This is a genomic window from Winslowiella arboricola (assembly GCF_025527015.1).
Classification (GTDB): Bacteria; Pseudomonadota; Gammaproteobacteria; order Enterobacterales; family Enterobacteriaceae; genus Erwinia; species Erwinia arboricola.
Genome location: NZ_JAODIM010000034.1, coordinates 44,512 through 62,714, shown reverse-complemented (window position 1 = coordinate 62,714; position 18,203 = coordinate 44,512). Strand labels below are relative to the sequence as shown.

The following is an 18,203-nucleotide window of genomic DNA, read 5'->3' as shown; positions in this document are numbered from 1 at the left end:
TTCCCTGGTTATGGTTTAAAGAAGAATGGCGGAGATAAAGTTCTGCATCCGCGGGTTTTGCGGATTCAGTAAAATGTCTTCGGGCGCACCGCGCTCGATAATGCGACCTTCATCCATGAACACCACCTGGTTAGCCACTTCGCGGGCAAAGCCCATTTCATGGGTCACCACAACCATGGTGGTTCCTTCTTTCGCCAGCGTACGCATCACGGCCAGCACCTCGCCGACCATTTCCGGGTCGAGCGCTGAGGTTGGCTCATCAAACAGCATCAGCTTGGGTTTCATTGCCAGCGCGCGGGCAATCGCCACGCGCTGCTGTTGACCACCAGACAGCGCCTGCGGATAAGCGTGGGCTTTATTGCCCAGCCCGACGCGATCCAGCAACGCCATCCCTTCTTCGGTGGCTTCACGTCTCGGACGCAGCAGGACGTGCATCGGCCCTTCAATCACATTCTCCAGCGCGGTTTTATGCGGAAACAGGTTAAAGCGCTGAAAGACCATGCCGGTTTGCAGACGCTGGCGGGCAATTTGCTTGTCACTCAGCGAATGCAGTTTGTTACCGGCAATGCGGTAACCCGCCAGCTCGTTATCGATCCAGATCCCGCCCCGATCGATCTTTTCCAGCTGATTAATACAGCGCAGAAAGGTGCTTTTACCGGAGCCTGACGGGCCGAGAATGCACATCACCTCACCGTAGTTGACCTCCAGACTGACGTCTTTCAGGGCATGAAAGTGGTCAAAATACTTATTTACCTCAACCGCTCTGACGATATTTCTCATCGCGTAATCTCCTTAGTTACGGCGGCGCTGGCCGCGAGAGAAGTACCGCTCAAGGCGGCTCTGCCCGAACGACAACACAGTGACGATAATCAGGTACCAGATACCGGCCACAAACAGCAGTTCCATAACGCGCGCATTGGCGTAGTAGATGTTCTGCGTGTTGTAGAGCAGCTCGGAGTACTGGATCATGCTCGCCAGGCTGGTGGTTTTAATCATGCTGATAAACTCATTGCCCACCGGCGGTAAAATCACGCGCATCGCCTGCGGCAGAATAATGCGTTGCAGCGCCTGCAGACGTGGCATACCGATCGATTTGGCCGCTTCATACTGGCCGGTATCCACCGACAGCAGCCCGGCGCGCACCACCTCGGAGGTGTAGGCGCCCTGATTGATGCTCAGCCCGAGCAGTGCCGCGACAAACGGCGTCATTACATTGACGGTTTCAATACTGAATACGCCGGGAATCGAGATCACCGGAAACACCAGCGCGAGGTTAAACCACAACAGCAGTTGCAGGATCAGCGGCGTGCCGCGAAATACCCAGGCATAACCCACCGAGATATAGTGCAGTACCGGGTTCGGCGACATATACATAATCGCCGCCACCACGCCAAACACGATGCCCAGCGCCATCGCCAGAATCGACATCACCAGGGTGTTAACCACGCCATCGAGAATTGCTTGCGCGGTAAAGAACTGGCCGACAAATGACCACTCGATTTTGCCCTGTGAAAAGGCATGTACCAGCGAGGCCAGCAGCAGAATAATCACCACCGTTGCGGTAATACGTCCGTAATAACGGCGCGGCACCACCTGGTACTGTTTAAGGTCGTAAGCCTGTTCGGCCTGCTCGTGACTTCCCGCCAGGTTAACGTTTTGCGAACTGTTCATTGCGGCTCCGGGGTTCAATACTAAGGGTTTACAGACGAGGGCCCTTGTAAGCACTCACCCACTCGGCCTGCTGCTGCATACGCCCTTTCAGACGATTAATTTGCTCACTGACGCGCGCCGGCGCGGTGCCGCCGAAACCGTCGCGCGAATGGATAGCCGCTTCCAGCGTCAGCGCCGCCCGCACTTCCGGCGTCAGGCGTGCGTCCACTTCCGCCAGCTGTTGATCAGTGAGTTCAGAGAGACCATGACCATGGAACTCACACAGCTGCACCAGCTTGCCGGTAATTTCATGGGCTTCTTTAAACGGCACGCCGCGCATCGCCAGCCAGTCGGCTACTTCGGTCGCCAGGGTGAAACCCTCCGGCGCCTGCGCCAGCAGTTCCGCCTGATTAACCTTCATGGTGTCAATCATGCCGGCCATCGCTGGCAGTACCAGCAGCAGCGTATCCACCGAATCGATGGCGCTGCGTTTGTCTTCACTGAGATCGCGGTTATACGAGAGCGGCATCGCCTTCATGGTGGCGAGCATCGCCGTCAGATTACCGATCAGGCGGCCACTGCGACCACGGGTCAGCTCGGCAATATCGGGGTTTTTCTTCTGCGGCATAATCGAACTGCCGGTGGCATAGCTATCGCTGATTTCGACCCAGCGGAACTGACGTGAGGTCCACAAGCAGATCTCTTCGCTGATACGCGACAGGTTGACGCCAATCATGCTGGTGATAAACAGGAACTCGGCGACATAATCGCGGCTGGCAACAGCATCTATCGAGTTCTCGCACGGCGCGCGATACCCCAGCTCCTGTGCTGCCAGCTCCGGGCGGCGAGCTATCGCGGAACCGGCCATCGCTGCGGCGCCCAGCGGCGAGAAGGCGCTGCGATTATCCCAGTCCTGAATACGTTCAATATCACGCGAGAACGATTGCGCATGGGCCATTAACTGATGACCGAACACAATCGGCTGCGCCTGCTGAAGATGGGTAAAGCCCGGCGCAAGGGTATTGGCATGCTGTTCGGCCTGGCTGACCAGCGCCTGTTGCAAAGCCAGCAAGGCGGTAGTAATCCGGCGCACATTGTCACGCAGGTAGAGGCGCAGATCGTTCACCGTCTGATCATTGCGCGAACGTCCGGCACGCAGCTTGCCACCCAGCGCGCCAAGGCGCTCGGTCAGCACACGTTCGATAAAAGTATGCACGTCTTCATCGGCGTAGATCGGATCCACTTTCCCGGCGCGATAGTCAGCGTCCAGCAGGTCGATGGCGGCAACCATTTCGCTGGTTTCCGCGTCGCTCAGCAGGCCCGCCCGCTGAAGTTCGTGAGCATGCGCCCGGCAGCCAGCCAGATCGTACGGCGCCAGAGCAAAATAGTACTCAGGGCTGCGTGACAGCGCGGTTAAGGCGGCGGCAGGCGGAGTTTTAAAACGGGCACCCCATAAACGATCGGCACTGTCAGACATAATTCCTCTCTCATTGCGCGGCTTCACCCTCACAGCCAGATAATAAGTAAATCCTCTGACCGGGGCGCGAGCGATAATTAAAAGTTATTTTAATTTGCCAGCTGGTAATTAGCGGCTAATTCAGGTTCACTCTTACTTTCACTGTATTTCTTCCGGGGTTGAATATTTATTATGGAAAGTAAGGTTTCCAACACAGGAAACATGAATTATGCGCGCAGCGATAATTCATCAATGTCCATTAACAATGTCGATCTGAAGTTATTACGTGTATTTAAATGCGTGGTAGATTCGGGCGGCCTGACATCGGCCAGCCATGAACTGAATATTGGCCTGGCAGCAATCAGCAAGCAGCTTTCCGATTTAGAGATCCGACTGGGAATGACCCTTTGCAGCCGCGGGCGCGAGGGCTTTGAGCTGACAGAATATGGCGTCACGGTTTATCAGGCCACGCTGGAGCTGTTTGCCTCACTGAATATCTTCCGCGAACGCCTGCACAACAGCCGCAACGAGGTGCTGGGCGACCTGAATATCAGCGTGGTAGACAATACGATTTCCGACCCGCAATCACCGGTAACCAAAGCGGTGCAGCAGCTGCATAACGCTGCACCAAAAGTAAACATTCGCCTGCAAACCGCGCATCTGGATGATATAGAGAAGGGATTAAATGAGGAGCGATTTAATTGCGCCATTGCGCCGGTATATGATGAGAAAAGTGAATTTGATTATTACGCTATTTATACCGAAACTTCCTGCTTATATTGCAGCAATCAACACCCGTTATTCTCACAGGCAAATAACAGCATCTCTGTTGAAATATTAAAACAGCAAAAAATAATCAATCACACTTATGTCACACATCGCCATAACAATAAGCTTTTTGCCTTTAACAGCAGCAAAATTCAGGCTGTCCAGGTTGAGGCAGTCGCCATGCTGATCCTTACCGGACATTTTATTGGCTATCTGCCAGCGCACTATGCAGAGCGTTATGTGCAGGGGAAAAAGATGCGGGCGATTGGGCCGGATGAACTTCAGGTTAAAACCCCCTTCTGCCTGATAATAAAAAAAGGGCGCAAGATAAATCAGCTGATCACGCTGTTTATGGATGCACTGGGGATTGGTTAAGAGGTGCACCGGGATGGGGCACTGCCCCGCCGCTGATTATGACGATAACAACTTCTGCAGATAATCTTTCCCTCTGAATAAATCATCAGAACAGTGATCAAGCAGAACAAGCAGTTCTCTTTTTTGCCTTGCGTCAGGTTGATTTCCACTACGGTTCGCTCTGACTTTCCAGCCGCTGATCGCCTGTTGTGTTAATGACTTCTCAAAAATTGCAGCATTGTTGAGCAGGAAGATCAGGCTATCCCACAGGTTTAAGCTGCTGGCCAGTGCCAGACAAAGCCGTTGACGATCGGCGCTGGGATGCGTATCCAGCACAGGTTGCAGCTCGCCTGGCAGGAGAAAAAGTTTAAGTTTGATAAATTGCCGGCAAGCCATCCGCCCAATCACTGGCGATGGACAGGAGATTGCCTCAAGTAATATTTCCCGCGCCTCTTGTTGTTGGTGCCAGACAATTACCCGTAAAGCCGCCCTGTACATCCCCGGCTGCTGGCTGTCCAGACTCTTTAATGCCAGCTCCTCCACCGGAGGGTATTTTTGCTCATCCAGCCCCAGCAGCGCTAAACTCCTTTCAGCCACTCTGCGGCTGCTATCGTTAAACACCGACAGATAATATTCTGTCGGTGACAGCCCACCTGCGTCCAGCAGTCTGGCTGCGCGCTTGCGTACCAATTCGTTGCGATCCAGCAGTAATAAATGCAGTAACGGCAGTGAAACCTCCGCTTTCTGGTTAATAACGTAATGCAGCGCTAACTGTTTGATGGGTGGATAACTGTCGCGGAGCAGTTCCTGCATTCTCCCGGTGGTTACGGCTGCGCAGTGACTAAGCACTGCTTTAGCAGCCATCAGCCTGACCATGCAATCCTGTTGCTGGCTGACCTGCTGAAAAATTATCTCCGGCGGGAAAAGCTGTTGCTCAATCAGCACTTGTGTCGCAATCCGTGCAATGTTTTTATCAGCAATGCAGACGCCATCCAGCAACCTCGGCCGATTCTGCGGCAAAGATAAAAATTGGATCACTTCATCCACCAGCCGCTGATGATCGTCCCGTTCGCCGTTGAGTAGCCGGTAAAAATCGGGCAGACAGTTGACCAGTACCACGGCATCCTGCAGCGTAATATATCGCCGAATGCTCTGGCGCGCAGCTGTACGAACCGGGGCAGCCCAGTCATTGGCCCGCTCAATCAGCGCTGGCAGTGAGGAAGACTGATGCATATAACCCAGGCGCAATACGGCACGCTGCCGGATATGTCCGTTATAATGCCGGGCTAATTGCTCGAGACGTTTCACCGGATGTTGATCCGTCTTTACCCACAGTTGGTCGTCCTGATTCACAGCTTTAGCCATCAGCGCATCAAGCTGACGCTGTAAGAAAAAGTCGCTTGCAGCCATTTATTATCCTTATTCTGATGTTGGGAGATGATAAGTCAAAAACTACAAAATAAGGAGGTTTTACTCCATCAACGTTTTACTCACCAAACAGCTTTCGACTCTGCCATTATCCAGTTTGATGGCCAGCATTTTGCCAGACGTGGTGTTCATCGTTCTAATTATCTACTCAAACCCCAGCTAATAAAAGCATCATTACTTAAAACATTAAAATAACGCTGTAACGTGGCAATAATTTATATCAACAGATTTAGCCAGTAACCATATTGCCTTTCAGAAAAAGATAACTTAGAATCCACCAACCACTATTTTAATTACTTTCAGTATTAACTATATAAAGCCGCATTAAACAAAAATAACAAACTCGCTAAAATAAAGGAGATAAATAAAATGATTTTTGACCCTAACTCTCCCTTAACTTTCTGGAGCGCACTCAACGTCGCCGTTGGCGCTCTGGGGATTATCGCATTAGGTGCCTGGACAATTTACCTTAACGTCCAGGGACAGATATCTGAGGTGAGAACGGAAGTCTCCACACTCAGGGCAGACACCAGGGAAGATTTCCACCGCCTTAACGACAAAATTGATGCCATGGGTGCCAGGCTTGATGCAAAAATTGATGTCATCAGCAATAAAACCGATGAGAAACTCGATAAACTTACCGTAATGATCAGTGATATGCGCGTTGAGCAAGCGAAAAGAGAGTCTTAATAGCAGCCGGGCAGATTAACTAAACACCATGCCTGCATAAGGCTGCTGACGACAGGCCGCGGAATGTTAGCTAAAACATTAAAACAACAATGTAACGTGCTAACAATTAATATCAGCTCAGCGTAACCAGAAACCATATTGCCTTTCAAATAAGGATAAATTAATATTTATCACCTGCAGTTTATATTACTTACAACATTAATTATATAAAGTCATATTAAACAGAAAAAATAAAGGAGATAAATAAAATGATTTTTGACCCTAACTCTCCCTTAACTTTCTGGAGCGCACTCAATGTCGCCGTTGGCGCTCTGGGGATTATCGCATTAGGTGCCTGGACAATTTACCTTAACGTCCAGGGACAGATATCTGAGGTGAGAACGGAAGTCTCCACACTCAGGGCAGACACCAGGGAAGATTTCCACCGCCTTAACGACAAAATTGATATCGTAAGCGCCAGGCAGGATGCCATGAGCACCAGACTTGATACGAAAATTGATGCCATGAGTGCCAGATTTGATGCGAAGCTTGATGCCATCAGTAGCAAAACCGATGAGAAACTCGATAAACTTACCGCAATGATCAGTGATATGCGCGTTGAGCAAGCAAAAAGAGAGTCTTAATAACAGCCGGGCAGACTAACTAAACACCATGCCTGCATAAGGCTGCTGATGACAGGCCGCCAGTCGCTCCTGCAAACCACCGACATGAACTTCCAGTTTATGACCATCCGGGTCGAGGAAATAACAGGACTCCCCTTCACTTTTGTTGCGTTTCCATATGCGAATCTTTGCCTGCTCAAGGCGCAGCACAAACGGCTGAAAATCCTGTCGATCAATCGTGAAGGCGTAATGCGTATAGTCGCTCTCTTCTGCATTCAACCGACGACGAAGCGGGTCAACCGACAGACACAGCCAGAGATCGCCACAAGAGAGATATGCGCCATTTTCCCAGGTTGCATGTCGCTGCAAACCCAGCAGAGAGTGATAAAAGTCCAGACTTACAGATAAATCAGAGACCGCAAGGGTAAGATGGTTAAGATTTTTTAACATGCACTCCTCCAGTGAAAACGAGGTTTACTCCATCGACGTTTTACTCACCGAATAGCTTTCAACCCTGCCATTATCCAGTTTGATAGTCAGCGTTTTGCCGGAGGTGGTGTTCATCGCTCTGGCCTGACTCCAGTTCCACACCAGAATCGCGTTACCTTCAGGATAAGGCGTATCGGTTGCTGGCTGGCCGAACAGGGCAATAAGGTCGGATTTCGTGGACTGACCTTTGCGAATTTGACTTAATTTTGCATCGTCAAAGTTCTGCCCTACCGAAGAGACGCAGCCTGCAAGAAGCAGTAATATAAATAAGCCGGGCACCAGATTTTTCATTTATTAACACCACGATGGTTTTAGCTCATCGTAGCATTGTCGCGGCGTCAGGCAAGGGATAAGGTCTGATTATTGGTCATCCAGGTATGACCTTGCAGGGAATAGCCATCGCTTTCAGCGAGCTTTTACGTAAATGCGATCCGGTTAAGAATGAAAATACGGCCTCATCATTTGATAATCAAAAAGCAATGCTGTTCGTTGGTATCACCAACGGCGACACTGATAAATAATGCAACTATGGACAGGATATCTCTTTGAGTTAGCCCGGCATCAACCCTTCTGATTTAAACAATGATTACAAAAATAATCTTTGATTTTGCCATTACCCTGAGCTCTTTCCATAACGTTCTATGATGCACAACACCAGGAGTATAATTACCCGCCAAAGGTTTTACACTTAACTATCGAGGCATAGAAAACTATTTATATCGTTGATTGAATTGAAATAGTCACATTACCCATTCATGTCTTACGGACTAATTTCGCAGAAACCCACTGTTAATAACCATGGTAATAAAAAACAATAAACAGACACCATTAGCGATTAAGGTTATTTATGGAAAAAAATTACCATAAATAATCCTGTTGCATTTTAAAAACAGACCAAATAAAATCCAGTCATTCAATTTAATTAGCTGGAAATTACACCAACAGCCCAGCAATATAATTATATAAAATAAAAAAAATAACAAACTCACTAAAAACTGAGGAGAAAAACAATATTAATTTTAACCCTAACTCTCCCTTAAATTTCTGGAGCGCGCTTAACGTCGCCATTGGCGCTCTGGGGGTCGCCGCATTAGGCGCCTGGACAATTTATGTTAACGTCAAGGGCCAGATATCTGAGGTAAGAACGGAGGTATCTGTACTCAGGGCGGACACCAGAGAAGATTTCAACCGCGTTAACGACAAAATCGATGTCGTGGGTGTCAGGCTTGATGCAAAAATCGAGGCTATGGGCGCCAGATTTGATGCAAAACTGGATGCGATGAACAGCAAATTTGATGCGAAACTGGATGCCATCAGTAGCAAAACCGATGAGAAACTCGATAAACTGACGGCAATGATCAGTGATATGCGTGTTGAGCAAGCGAAGAGAGATACGCAATAACGACACAGGAGGATAATGACGATGTCTGAATATCCAACCGTCGCCCTGATAGGTCCGGGGGCAATCGGCACAACCATCGCGGCGGCTCTGCATGAGGTCGGACGCACACCGACAATGTGTGGCCGCACGGCGCACCCACAACTGGAGCTGCGCTTTGACGGCGGTCATATTGTGGTGCCAGGGCCGGTGCAGATTGATCCGGCGGCAATACAAAACACCTTTGATTTGGTTTTCGTTGCGGTAAAGTCGACGCAGTTAGAGGCGATGGCGCCATGGCTTTCAGCGTTGTGCCATGCAAACAGCGTTGTCTGCGTACTGCAAAACGGCGTTGAGCAGCAAACACTTTTCGCACCGTACTTGTCCGGCAACACCGTACTGCCCTCGGTGGTATGGTTTCCCGCTCAACGCGAAGCGGATGCCTCGGTATGGTTACGCAGCAAAGCACGTCTCACCTTGCCGGACACGCCAGCAACGCGTGTGGTGCTGGCGGCATTACATGGCACACGATGTTCGGTCGATGTCGCACAGGACTTCACCTCCGTGGCGTGGCGCAAGCTTCTGCAAAATGCAGTCGCAGGTTTAATGGTGTTAGCCGGTCGCCGCGCCGGTATGTTTTCCCGCACCGACATCAGCAGCCTGTCGCTGGCATATCTGCGGGAATGTCTTGCGGTGGCTCGTGCGGAGGGTGCAATACTGGGCGACGAAGTACCGCAAGAGATCGTTGATGGATTTCATCGTTCCCCGGCTGACTTAGGCACCTCTATTCTTGCCGATCGTCAAGCCGGTCGGCCGCTGGAGTGGGATATCCGCAATGGGGTGGTGCAGCGATATGGTCAGGCTCACGGCATCCCTACGCCGATTAGCGATGTGGTGGTGCCACTGTTGGCCGCCGCCAGCGATGGACCTGGCTGATATTGCTGCCGTAAAGCGGGATTGTTGTGGCGGACCTTGCAGTAAGTCTGCCCCAAATCCTTCACAATACGTTAAAAGTACGGCCCAGCCAGTCAGACATCACCAGTAAACAGCATCCTGCTCCCACCAAATTTGTCGCTTTTGCGAAGAGATATAACGAAACTTATCCCCTTAAATAAGTTCCGTATCCAGCGCAAACCCGGCCGGGGTGAATTACGCGATTCGATGCAGGATCTTCTCCAGATATTCCCCAGCCTGATGTCGGTACAAATAATCTTTTACTTCCTTTGCCCATGATTCACCATCGCCCAGCACGGCGCGGCTGTGGGTAGAGGCATAAAGATCACGTGTATCATACAAATTGATCAGCGTCTGATTGGCGCTATCAATATGGTAATTGGGATTATTGCGCTGCTGCACTTCTAATGCCCGCTGCACACGAGCCTGATGTTCCGCATCCGGTACGAAATGTCTTTCACTGAGCTCGCTGAGTACAATAAATTGCGGTGGGATCCCCTCTTCCATCGCTGCCTGTAAACGGTAATGACCATCAAGAATGACATACGATGCCAGGCCGGCGATATGCCAGACCAGAATCGGCGGTAAGCTGCCCTCCCGAGATTTTTTACGCCACCATTTCAAACGCCCGGTTTCAGGCTGGATGGGATATCGCCCGAGCAGCAGATTACCGCCCCACCACCAGTCCACTAGCAACACGCGCTGTGGGGCTGTCAAATCAGGAAAATCTTCACCATAAAGTGTCCAGTCACAGCCCATATTTCCGGCGCTGGCAGGCGCCTGAAAACGCCAGCGCTCAATCGGGCGTTGTTGTTGATGAGAATAAGGCGTAGCAGGCGCGACTGGCGACATGGGACGCAACAGGCAACGACGGGCAGGTAACAGCGGTGTGGGAGAGGTAAACAGCTGGCGGGCAAAGTAGCGGCACCATTCAGCGGTCCACGCTTGCGCTCCGCCACGCTGAATCGACTCAAGCTGCTGTGAAGTCACGGGCGGCAACAGCGCGTGTTGATCCGGGTGATCCTCATTAAACACCAGCCAGACACCGGAATGATCGTTAAGCATCGAGGCCCAAAATAGCGGCATCTCGCGCACAGACAATGTCATGCGGCCATGGTGGCCGCTGCGCATTTCTATTGTGGCGCCCGCATCAGGACCCGGCGGACTATGCAGCTCCAGCCCCTGCCAGCTATGGTTCCTGTCGAGAAGATCCTTCCACCAATAACGCGACATATGACTTTCCTTGTTCCGAAGATGACGAAATTTTAAGGCGGCGAAGAGAAAAAGCAAGGAGCGATCCGCCGAGTGACAAACCCGGCTCGCGGAGAATAAATAACGATTCACGCGCGCGACATCTTACATATTTAGACCATTCCGCTATGCTTAATCTCTGTAAGCCTTTGTTCCTCAATAAATAACAGGAGTTTGCGTGGAAAACAGTAAACATGCCCTCATCATCGGTGCTTCACGTGGTATTGGTTTAGGTCTGGCAACTACGCTGGCCGAACGCGGATGGCTGGTTACCGCCACCACCCGTAACGCAATTCCTGAATCTCACCCGGCCATCGACTGGCTGACGCTGGATATTAACGATGCCGGACAGCGCAGCGCCCTGCAGGAGCCGCTCAGCACCAGTCAGTTTGAGGTGATTTTTATTAATGCTGGCGTGTTTGGCCCGGAGCATCAGGATGTTATGCAGGCCAGCGATGATGAACTCCTCGCGCTGTTTACCACCAATGCTTTCTCTCCGGTGCGTTGTGCCGCTGAACTGCTGCCACTGCTGACGCCTGAAACCGGCATTCTGGCCCTGATGTCATCGCAACTGGCCAGCCTGAATGAAAATAACGACGCAACTTATCCGCTGTATGCCGCCAGTAAAGCGGCGCTGAATATGCTGTCACGCGAACTGGCACAGACCACGGCACGGCACAGCCAAACGCTGCTCTGCGTTCATCCGGGTTGGGTACAAACCGATATGGGTGGGAGCGAAGCAACACTGACAGTTGCGCAAAGTGCCAGTGGAATTGCCGATCAACTGGACAAATGGCGCGGTAAAGGTGGCCATCATTATGTCGACTATGCCGGAAATGTGCTGACCTGGTAACATCGGTTAAGCAGTAGGTGGATGGATGTGTTCGGCTTACTTGCGCACATCCATCACCATGCGTACTGCCAGTCCGGCTAATACCGTCGCCATTAACCAGCGTTGAACACGTTGCCATAACGGGCGACCGGAGAGAAATTGCGCAATTGAGCCAGCGGTAAAGATAATTACGCTATTCACCAGCATACTGATGATTATCTGACTAAAACCCAGTGTCAGGGATTGCGCCAGCACATTGCCCTGAGAGGGGTTGATAAATTGCGGTAGCAGGGAGAGATAGAGCACTGCCGCTTTGGGATTAAGCAGGTTGGTGATCAGCCCCATGGTAAACAGCTTGCGTGGACTGTCAGGTTTCAGCGTACGTAACTGAAAAGGCGAGGTGCCACTGCGCAGCGACTGCCAGGCAAGCCACAGCAGATAGAGCGCACCAGCAATGCGTAATGCGTCATAAGCAAAAGGCACCGCCATCACCAGCGCGGTTATGCCGAGGGCGGCGCAGAGCATATAGAAAATAAACCCCAGCGCCACACCGGCCAGCGAAATCAGACCGGCTTTATGCCCCTGACAGATGGAGCGCGACACCAGATAAATCATATTTGGTCCGGGCGTCAGCACCAGGCCAAGGGCGATGGCAGCAAAAGGTAACCACTGGGAAAGCGTCAAATCTCTTCTCCTGCCATCAAGCGCATTATCCGCGAATCGTATCGTCGCCGTAAGCGATCCATTTGTAGGTGGTTAACGCTTCCAGCCCCATCGGGCCGCGCGCATGCAGTTTCTGCGTACTCACCGCCACTTCAGCGCCTAAACCAAACTCGCCGCCGTCGGTAAACCGGGTGCTGGCATTGACATAAACCGCTGAAGAGTCGACCTGCTTAACAAAACGGTCGGCATTCTGGATGGTGCGGGTCAGAATTGCATCGGAGTGCTGAGTGCCATGTTCGCGAATATGCGCAATGGCCTCATCCATATCCGCCACCACTTTGACATTCAGATCCAGCGACAGCCATTCATCGTTGTAATCCGCCTCATTCACCGCCACCACCTCTGCGCCCCCCGCCTGCAACACAGGCAGCGATTGCGCGTCGGCATGCAATTTGATCCCTTCCTGCGCCATACGGCTGCTTAACGCCGGCAGGAAAGAGGCGGCAAGCGCCTGATGCACCAGCAAGGTTTCCACCGAGTTGCAGGCGCTTGGGCGCTGTTTCTTGGCGTTAACAATCACCTTCAGCGCCGCATCCAGCTCAATCGACTGGTCAACAAAGATATGGCACACGCCGATACCGCCGGTGATCACCGGGATCGTCGACTGCTCGCGGCAAAGCTTATGTAATCCGGCGCCGCCGCGTGGGATCAGCATATCGACATAGCGATCCAGCTTCAGCAGCTGATTCACCAGCTCGCGATCCGGGCTTTCGATCGCCTGCACCGCGCCAGCCGGTAAGCCATGCTGGTGCAGCGCGCGCTGAATCACCCGTACCGTGGCGCTATTGGTACGCCAGGTCTCTTTGCCGCCGCGCAGAATTACCGCATTACCGGTTTTCAGGCATAGCGAGGCAACATCCACCGTCACATTGGGACGCGCTTCATAGATCACCCCTACCACACCCAGCGGCACGCGACGACGTTCAATCCGCAGTCCGCTGTCCAGCTGGCCGCCATCAATCAGTAAACCCACCGGATCGGCGAGGCGACAAACCTGGCGCACATCATCCGCGATGCCCTTCAGGCGCGCCGGATTGAGCATCAGCCGATCAAGCAGTGCAGCACCCATTCCATTCTGGCGTGCGTCGGCCAGATCCTGTTCGTTGGCCGCCAGAATCTCTGCGCTCTGCGCTTCAAGGCTGTCGGCGATAGTCAGCAGAACCTGATTTTTCTGCGCGGTGGTTAACACCGAAAGCTGGTAAGAGGCGGCTTTCGCGGCTTTACCCATTTCCTCAAGCATCGAAAACTCCTTAACTGACAATCATATCGTCGCGGTGGACGGCAACCGGACCATATTCATAACCGAGAATCTCACTGATTTTCTGACTGTGGTGTCCGGCGATCATGCGCATTGCATCGCTGTTATAACGCGATACACCATGCGCCACATCGCGCCCTTGCAGGCTGCGGATACGGATCACTTCGCCACGTGAGAAATTGCCATCAACCTCGCGGATACCTTTTGGCAGCAGCGAACTGCCGCGCTCCAGCATCGCCGACAGCGCACCATCGTCAATCACGATTTCACCAGCCGGTGGCGCGCCAAAAATCCAGCGTTTGCGGTTTTCCAGCGGCGTTTGCAGCGCATGGAAACGGGTGCCAACCGGCTGACCGGCGATCACATCGCCAATCACGCCCGCACGGCTACCGGCGGCAATAATCACATCGATACCGGCACGGCAGGCGACATCCGCGGCCTGCAGTTTGGTGGCCATGCCACCGGTGCCAAGGCCCGATACGCTGTCACCGGCGATAGTCCGCAATGCATCGTCAATACCATGGACATCGCTAATCAGCTCCGCCGCCGGGTTATTGCGCGGATCGGCGGTAAACAGTCCCGGCTGGTCAGTTAACAACAGCAGTTTATCTGCGCCCGCCAGCATCGCCGCCAGCGCAGAGAGATTATCGTTATCGCCGACTTTAATTTCCGCCGTCGCCACCGCATCGTTTTCGTTAATCACCGGCACGATATGGTTGTCGAGCAGCGCGCGTAAGGTGTCACGCGCATTGAGAAAACGCTCACGATCTTCAAGATCGGCACGCGTCAGCAGCATCTGGCCAATATGGATACCGTAGATGGAGAACAGCTGCTCCCATAACTGAATTAAACGGCTCTGCCCCACCGCAGCCAGCAGCTGCTTTGAGGCGATGGTGGGCGGCAGTTCGGGGTAGCCAAGATGTTCCCGTCCGGCGGCCATCGCCCCCGACGTCACGATGACGATACGATGCCCGGCCGCGTGCTGCTGTGCGCACTGACGAACCAGTTCAACGATATGTGCCCGATTTAACCGACGTGACCCGCCGGTAAGGACGCTGGTACCTAATTTAACCACCAGGGTCTGACTGCCGCTCATTATTTCCTGCCGTTGGTAAAAAAAGTCTGTAAACAGCCATTTAATCAGGTGTGACCGGTTAAGCCAACAGCCAGTGGCGGAAAAGCACAAAATAGCGCGGACAATGGCGTAGACCATAAGTTCGCAATTAACAAGAAATCAGAAAAAATGTCATAAAACTTTCATCCCGAAAGGGTAAAACGTTCCTGCGTTAACAAGAGCCTGCAAGGCAAAATGTTATTTTACTTATTCGGGAAGTCTATTAAATGAAGAAGAGCGCTCTGGCAATTTTGACGGCCGCACTGGCCCTGACCACCTCAGCACACGCAGCGGAAGTTTATAATAAAGATGGCAACAAGCTGGATTTCTACGGCAAAGTTAAAGCCATGCACTACCTGAGTGACAGTGCCAGCAACGATGGCGATAAGTCATATGTGCGTATCGGCTTTAAAGGCCAGACCCAGATTAATGACCTGCTGACCGGTTATGGTCAGTGGGAATACCATATGCCCGCCAGCAATGCAGAAAGCGATGGCACTACCGGTACTAAAACCCGTTTAGGTTTCGCCGGTCTGAAAGCAGGCGATTACGGCTCATTTGATTACGGTCGTAACTATGGCCTGATCTATGACGTCGAAGCGTTCACCGATATGATGCCTGAGTTCGGCGGCACCGGTTACACCGGCGCAGATATCTATATGCTGTCCCGAACCAACGGTGTAGCGACTTACCGTAACAGCAACTTCTTTGGTCTGGTTGATGGCCTGAAGCTCGGCCTGCAGTATCAGGGTAAAAATGAGAGCACCACGCGCCAGGGTTCCACCGCCAACGGTGACGGAATGGCGGCATCACTCGCTTATACCCTGATGGATAGCCTGACCATTAACGGCGCAGTTTCCTCTTCTAATCGTGTGCTGAACCAGAAAAGCCAGACATACGGCGGCGGCGATAAAGCTGAAGCCTGGGCAACCGGCCTGAAATATGACGACGGCAGCATTTATCTCGCCGCGACTTATGCGGAAACACGCAATATGAACCCAATCAGCGGCACCGCGCAGGTTAACGGTGCCGGTCTGGACGTTAGCGGTTACGCTAACAAAATGCAGAATATTGAGTTAGTGGCGCAATATCAGTTCGATTTCGGCTTACGTCCGTCACTGGCTTACGTGCAGACCAAAGCGAAAGATATCGAAAACGGCGTTGGCGATGCTGACTACGTTAAATTTGCGGATGTCGGCGCGACTTACTACTTCAACAAAAACATGTCAGCGTTTGTTGATTACAAAATCAACCTGCTGAGCGACGATAATAAGCTGGCGAAAAACACCGACGATATCGTTGCGGTGGGTATGACTTACCAGTTCTAAGCTTTCTTCCCCGCCTCCTGCCACGGATGCGGTTGTCTTACTCTCGTTATGTGTCTGTAAAAAAAGGCCGCTCACACTGTGAACGGCCTTTCCTGTTTTATTCAGCAATCACTTTTTTCAGGCGGTCAGTTTCACCGGCTGATCGTTAAAGTGTTCCGCAGGGACTAATCCCAGCTCCATGCCCAGCAGTAACTCTTTCAGGCGCTCATGGAAATTACGCAGCGTCTCTTCCAGCTTCTGATTGTTCTCTTTACCTTTGATTGCCGTTGGCTTCCAGTTACCCTCTTTATCAAACAGGCCAAAATGGTACTCATAGGTAAAGCGATCGGACTGCGCTTCCAGCTCCATCCACCAGCCCCAGAACTCACGCTCTTCAGGTGCAGGTTTTACATTGACGCAAACTGCCAGGCAGTCAAAGAAAAAGCGATCGTTATCGCATTTGCTCTCGCGGATATACGGACCCAGAGCAGCGAAACGTTTCATTAGTCGGCTTTTCGGGTGTCCACTCGGTAACGTCATGATTAAACCTCCTTTGATGTTGCCTCAGTTTTAGCAAACTGCTGAATAATAGCAACTCATCTCTGCAACTGCCTGGCGAGCCAGTCACAAATTTTTTGCAATGCATCATCGAAATTCTGCAGAACCGGCGAGAATTTAATCGGCAGCAGTTTTCCCGCAGCGGAAGAGTTAACGATTAAGCGCGAATCTTCTTCCGGGCTGAACAGATCGTTATCCCAGTAACCGGACAACATTGGCGTTGGCGTACGACGTCCCAGAAGCCCCTGCATTTTTAACGAATAGCGATTCAGTTCGGTACGTAGCGCACTGTCACTGGCATTCGCCATCCCCATCCGGCTGGCGAGCATATCCATATACATGTCCGGCACCGCGTTTTGCCGCTGGGTATCGGTCAGCAGGCTATGCACCACCGGCCCCAGACAGGCCACTGCACGCAGGCGCGGCGCTTCCAGATACGCCAGACGCACCGCGATATTGGCACCAAAACGATAGCCAAAGGCGGCGACACGGCGATGGTCGACCCACGGCACCGTCTCCAGCTGGCGCAGCACCTGCTGATGCAGAATGCTGGTGTCCTGGGTAAGTTTGCATTTCGCCGAAAACCCCACCGACGGCATATCTATGGTCAGCATGGCAATACCGCGTGGCGCGAGATAGTCATGGAAAAAGCGGTAATAGTCGGTTTGCAGCGTGTCGAGACCGCCACACATCATCACCGTCGGATAAGGCGCCGTCGCCTGTTTTGGCATATGCAGAAAGCCGGAGATAACGCCAACGTCAGGAATGGTGAACTCCAGCTCTTTCAGCTCGCCGGCCAGCCGCGGCGCGGCCTCTTCGTAAGCCCGGTTCGCCAGCATCTGCGCCTGTTCCGCCAGCTCATCACCTTTAATATGCGGATAACCGGCAATGCTGTAGAGATTGGCGGCATGCAGCCAGTGCTCACCGGCGGTAAGGTCGTCAGTGGCTTCCATCGCCTGCTGCTGCTGCATTCCTGCCTGCTTCGACCACTCATAAATCCAGTTGCCGCCGCGATAGCCAATCACCGTATCGAGATGTTTTTCGTTAGTGCGCCCGGCATCGCTGACTGCAATCCGCGCCAGCACTTCGCTGATCTCCAGCAACGACAATCCACGCCATGCCCACATCAGGCGGTTAATCATGCGATACCAGCCTGCGTGATGCTCGCCATCCAGCGTCGACTGTATATTTTGCGTCGAGTAATGGCGGCGTTTCACCAGGGAAGACGTTTCGGGATGCTTAAAGCGGGGCTTGAACAGCTCTTCACTGAGATTTTTGGGAGTCATTATGAAGCTTTCCTTCCTGCGCAGCCTGACGGAAAGACAGTTTAACCTGGTGACGGGCAGAAACAACAACGCCCGGCAAAAGCGGGCGTTGTATTAATGTGGATC

The 18,203-nt window shown here is 52.2% G+C and carries 19 protein-coding genes; 7 read left to right on the top strand and 12 right to left on the bottom strand.

Going from position 1 to position 18,203, the window contains the following annotated elements; translation table 11 throughout:
- Positions 1–15: 15 nt before the first annotated feature.
- Genes N5923_RS02840 through argH form a run of 3 tightly spaced genes read right to left on the bottom strand, consistent with a single transcriptional unit; the run spans position 16 to position 3,127 of the window.
- Complete coding sequence (locus tag N5923_RS02840) at positions 16–780, bottom strand: amino acid ABC transporter ATP-binding protein (protein ID WP_267141059.1); 765 nt, start codon at positions 778–780, stop codon at positions 16–18.
- A gap of 12 nt (positions 781–792) precedes the next feature.
- A complete protein-coding gene (locus tag N5923_RS02835) occupies positions 793–1,671 on the bottom strand; it encodes an amino acid ABC transporter permease (RefSeq protein WP_267141058.1) in 879 nt (292 codons plus the stop codon).
- A 28-nt stretch (positions 1,672–1,699) separates the two neighbouring features.
- A complete protein-coding gene (gene argH, locus N5923_RS02830; protein ID WP_267141057.1) occupies positions 1,700–3,127 on the bottom strand; it encodes an argininosuccinate lyase in 1,428 nt (475 codons plus the stop codon).
- Between the two features lie 171 nt (positions 3,128–3,298).
- On the opposite strand from argH, the gene N5923_RS02825 reads away from it, so the two are divergent.
- Positions 3,299–4,249: a LysR family transcriptional regulator gene (locus N5923_RS02825; protein WP_267141056.1), complete on the top strand. Its 951-nt coding sequence runs from the start codon at positions 3,299–3,301 to the stop codon at positions 4,247–4,249.
- 36 nt (positions 4,250–4,285) lie between these two features.
- Here N5923_RS02825 and N5923_RS02820 read toward each other — a convergent pair whose 3' ends face one another.
- Complete coding sequence (locus N5923_RS02820) at positions 4,286–5,638, bottom strand: HEAT repeat domain-containing protein (RefSeq protein ID WP_267141055.1); 1,353 nt, start codon at positions 5,636–5,638, stop codon at positions 4,286–4,288.
- 387 nt (positions 5,639–6,025) lie between these two features.
- Here N5923_RS02820 and N5923_RS02815 point away from each other — a divergent pair, with 387 nt between their 5' ends.
- The gene (locus N5923_RS02815; protein WP_267141054.1) at positions 6,026–6,346 is read left to right on the top strand and encodes a hypothetical protein; all 321 of its coding nucleotides are present in this window, start codon (positions 6,026–6,028) and stop codon (positions 6,344–6,346) included.
- 248 nt (positions 6,347–6,594) lie between these two features.
- Positions 6,595–6,969: a hypothetical protein gene (locus N5923_RS02810; RefSeq protein WP_267145212.1), complete on the top strand. Its 375-nt coding sequence runs from the start codon at positions 6,595–6,597 to the stop codon at positions 6,967–6,969.
- A 15-nt stretch (positions 6,970–6,984) separates the two neighbouring features.
- On the opposite strand, the gene fos is transcribed toward N5923_RS02810, so the two are convergent.
- Positions 6,985–7,398 carry a fosfomycin resistance glutathione transferase gene (gene fos, locus N5923_RS02805; protein ID WP_267140626.1) on the bottom strand — a complete coding sequence of 138 codons (414 nt, stop codon included), beginning with the start codon at positions 7,396–7,398 and terminating at the stop codon, positions 6,985–6,987.
- A 24-nt stretch (positions 7,399–7,422) separates the two neighbouring features.
- Entirely contained in the window at positions 7,423–7,728 is a 306-nt protein-coding gene (locus N5923_RS02800) for a hypothetical protein (RefSeq protein ID WP_267140625.1), read from the bottom strand.
- A gap of 955 nt (positions 7,729–8,683) precedes the next feature.
- Between N5923_RS02800 and N5923_RS02795 the strand changes: the two genes are divergently transcribed.
- Complete coding sequence (locus N5923_RS02795; RefSeq protein ID WP_267140624.1) at positions 8,684–8,839, top strand: hypothetical protein; 156 nt, start codon at positions 8,684–8,686, stop codon at positions 8,837–8,839.
- A 21-nt stretch (positions 8,840–8,860) separates the two neighbouring features.
- A complete protein-coding gene (locus tag N5923_RS02790) occupies positions 8,861–9,751 on the top strand; it encodes an oxidoreductase (protein WP_267140628.1) in 891 nt (296 codons plus the stop codon).
- A gap of 213 nt (positions 9,752–9,964) precedes the next feature.
- Here N5923_RS02790 and N5923_RS02785 read toward each other — a convergent pair whose 3' ends face one another.
- Entirely contained in the window at positions 9,965–11,002 is a 1,038-nt protein-coding gene (locus tag N5923_RS02785) for a ParB N-terminal domain-containing protein (RefSeq protein ID WP_267140623.1), read from the bottom strand.
- Between the two features lie 196 nt (positions 11,003–11,198).
- Here N5923_RS02785 and N5923_RS02780 point away from each other — a divergent pair, with 196 nt between their 5' ends.
- Entirely contained in the window at positions 11,199–11,873 is a 675-nt protein-coding gene (locus N5923_RS02780) for an SDR family oxidoreductase (RefSeq protein WP_267140622.1), read from the top strand.
- A 36-nt stretch (positions 11,874–11,909) separates the two neighbouring features.
- Here the strand turns inward: N5923_RS02780 and N5923_RS02775 are convergent, their stop codons facing one another.
- The 3 genes from N5923_RS02775 to proB are packed head-to-tail and all read right to left on the bottom strand — an operon-like array spanning position 11,910 to position 14,929.
- Complete coding sequence (locus N5923_RS02775; RefSeq protein WP_267140621.1) at positions 11,910–12,536, bottom strand: LysE family translocator; 627 nt, start codon at positions 12,534–12,536, stop codon at positions 11,910–11,912.
- A 25-nt stretch (positions 12,537–12,561) separates the two neighbouring features.
- Complete coding sequence (gene proA, locus N5923_RS02770) at positions 12,562–13,815, bottom strand: glutamate-5-semialdehyde dehydrogenase (RefSeq protein ID WP_267140620.1); 1,254 nt, start codon at positions 13,813–13,815, stop codon at positions 12,562–12,564.
- A gap of 10 nt (positions 13,816–13,825) precedes the next feature.
- Positions 13,826–14,929: a glutamate 5-kinase gene (gene proB / locus N5923_RS02765; protein WP_267140619.1), complete on the bottom strand. Its 1,104-nt coding sequence runs from the start codon at positions 14,927–14,929 to the stop codon at positions 13,826–13,828.
- A 245-nt stretch (positions 14,930–15,174) separates the two neighbouring features.
- Between proB and N5923_RS02760 the strand changes: the two genes are divergently transcribed.
- Positions 15,175–16,275 (top strand): porin, encoded by a 1,101-nt coding sequence (locus tag N5923_RS02760; RefSeq protein WP_267145211.1) that lies wholly within the window; start codon positions 15,175–15,177, stop codon positions 16,273–16,275.
- Between the two features lie 117 nt (positions 16,276–16,392).
- On the opposite strand, the gene crl is transcribed toward N5923_RS02760, so the two are convergent.
- Both crl and frsA read right to left on the bottom strand, forming a co-directional pair.
- Positions 16,393–16,794, bottom strand: a complete 402-nt coding sequence (gene crl, locus N5923_RS02755; RefSeq protein WP_267140617.1) for a sigma factor-binding protein Crl — start codon at positions 16,792–16,794, stop codon at positions 16,393–16,395.
- Between the two features lie 56 nt (positions 16,795–16,850).
- Entirely contained in the window at positions 16,851–18,098 is a 1,248-nt protein-coding gene (gene frsA, locus N5923_RS02750) for an esterase FrsA (RefSeq protein ID WP_267140616.1), read from the bottom strand.
- Positions 18,099–18,203 lie beyond the last annotated feature (105 nt).

Coding starts and splice junctions, on each gene's coding strand:
- N5923_RS02840 (WP_267141059.1), bottom strand. CDS start 780: ATGAGAAATATCGTCAGAGCGGTTGAGGTAAATAAGTATTTTGACCAC.
- N5923_RS02835 (WP_267141058.1), bottom strand. CDS start 1,671: ATGAACAGTTCGCAAAACGTTAACCTGGCGGGAAGTCACGAGCAGGCC.
- argH (WP_267141057.1), bottom strand. CDS start 3,127: ATGTCTGACAGTGCCGATCGTTTATGGGGTGCCCGTTTTAAAACTCCG.
- N5923_RS02825 (WP_267141056.1), top strand. CDS start 3,299: ATGGAAAGTAAGGTTTCCAACACAGGAAACATGAATTATGCGCGCAGC.
- N5923_RS02820 (WP_267141055.1), bottom strand. CDS start 5,638: ATGGCTGCAAGCGACTTTTTCTTACAGCGTCAGCTTGATGCGCTGATG.
- N5923_RS02815 (WP_267141054.1), top strand. CDS start 6,026: ATGATTTTTGACCCTAACTCTCCCTTAACTTTCTGGAGCGCACTCAAC.
- N5923_RS02810 (WP_267145212.1), top strand. CDS start 6,595: ATGATTTTTGACCCTAACTCTCCCTTAACTTTCTGGAGCGCACTCAAT.
- fos (WP_267140626.1), bottom strand. CDS start 7,398: ATGTTAAAAAATCTTAACCATCTTACCCTTGCGGTCTCTGATTTATCT.
- N5923_RS02800 (WP_267140625.1), bottom strand. CDS start 7,728: ATGAAAAATCTGGTGCCCGGCTTATTTATATTACTGCTTCTTGCAGGC.
- N5923_RS02795 (WP_267140624.1), top strand. CDS start 8,684: ATGGGCGCCAGATTTGATGCAAAACTGGATGCGATGAACAGCAAATTT.
- N5923_RS02790 (WP_267140628.1), top strand. CDS start 8,861: ATGTCTGAATATCCAACCGTCGCCCTGATAGGTCCGGGGGCAATCGGC.
- N5923_RS02785 (WP_267140623.1), bottom strand. CDS start 11,002: ATGTCGCGTTATTGGTGGAAGGATCTTCTCGACAGGAACCATAGCTGG.
- proA (WP_267140620.1), bottom strand. CDS start 13,815: ATGCTTGAGGAAATGGGTAAAGCCGCGAAAGCCGCCTCTTACCAGCTT.
- proB (WP_267140619.1), bottom strand. CDS start 14,929: ATGAGCGGCAGTCAGACCCTGGTGGTTAAATTAGGTACCAGCGTCCTT.
- N5923_RS02760 (WP_267145211.1), top strand. CDS start 15,175: ATGAAGAAGAGCGCTCTGGCAATTTTGACGGCCGCACTGGCCCTGACC.
- crl (WP_267140617.1), bottom strand. CDS start 16,794: ATGACGTTACCGAGTGGACACCCGAAAAGCCGACTAATGAAACGTTTC.
- frsA (WP_267140616.1), bottom strand. CDS start 18,098: ATGACTCCCAAAAATCTCAGTGAAGAGCTGTTCAAGCCCCGCTTTAAG.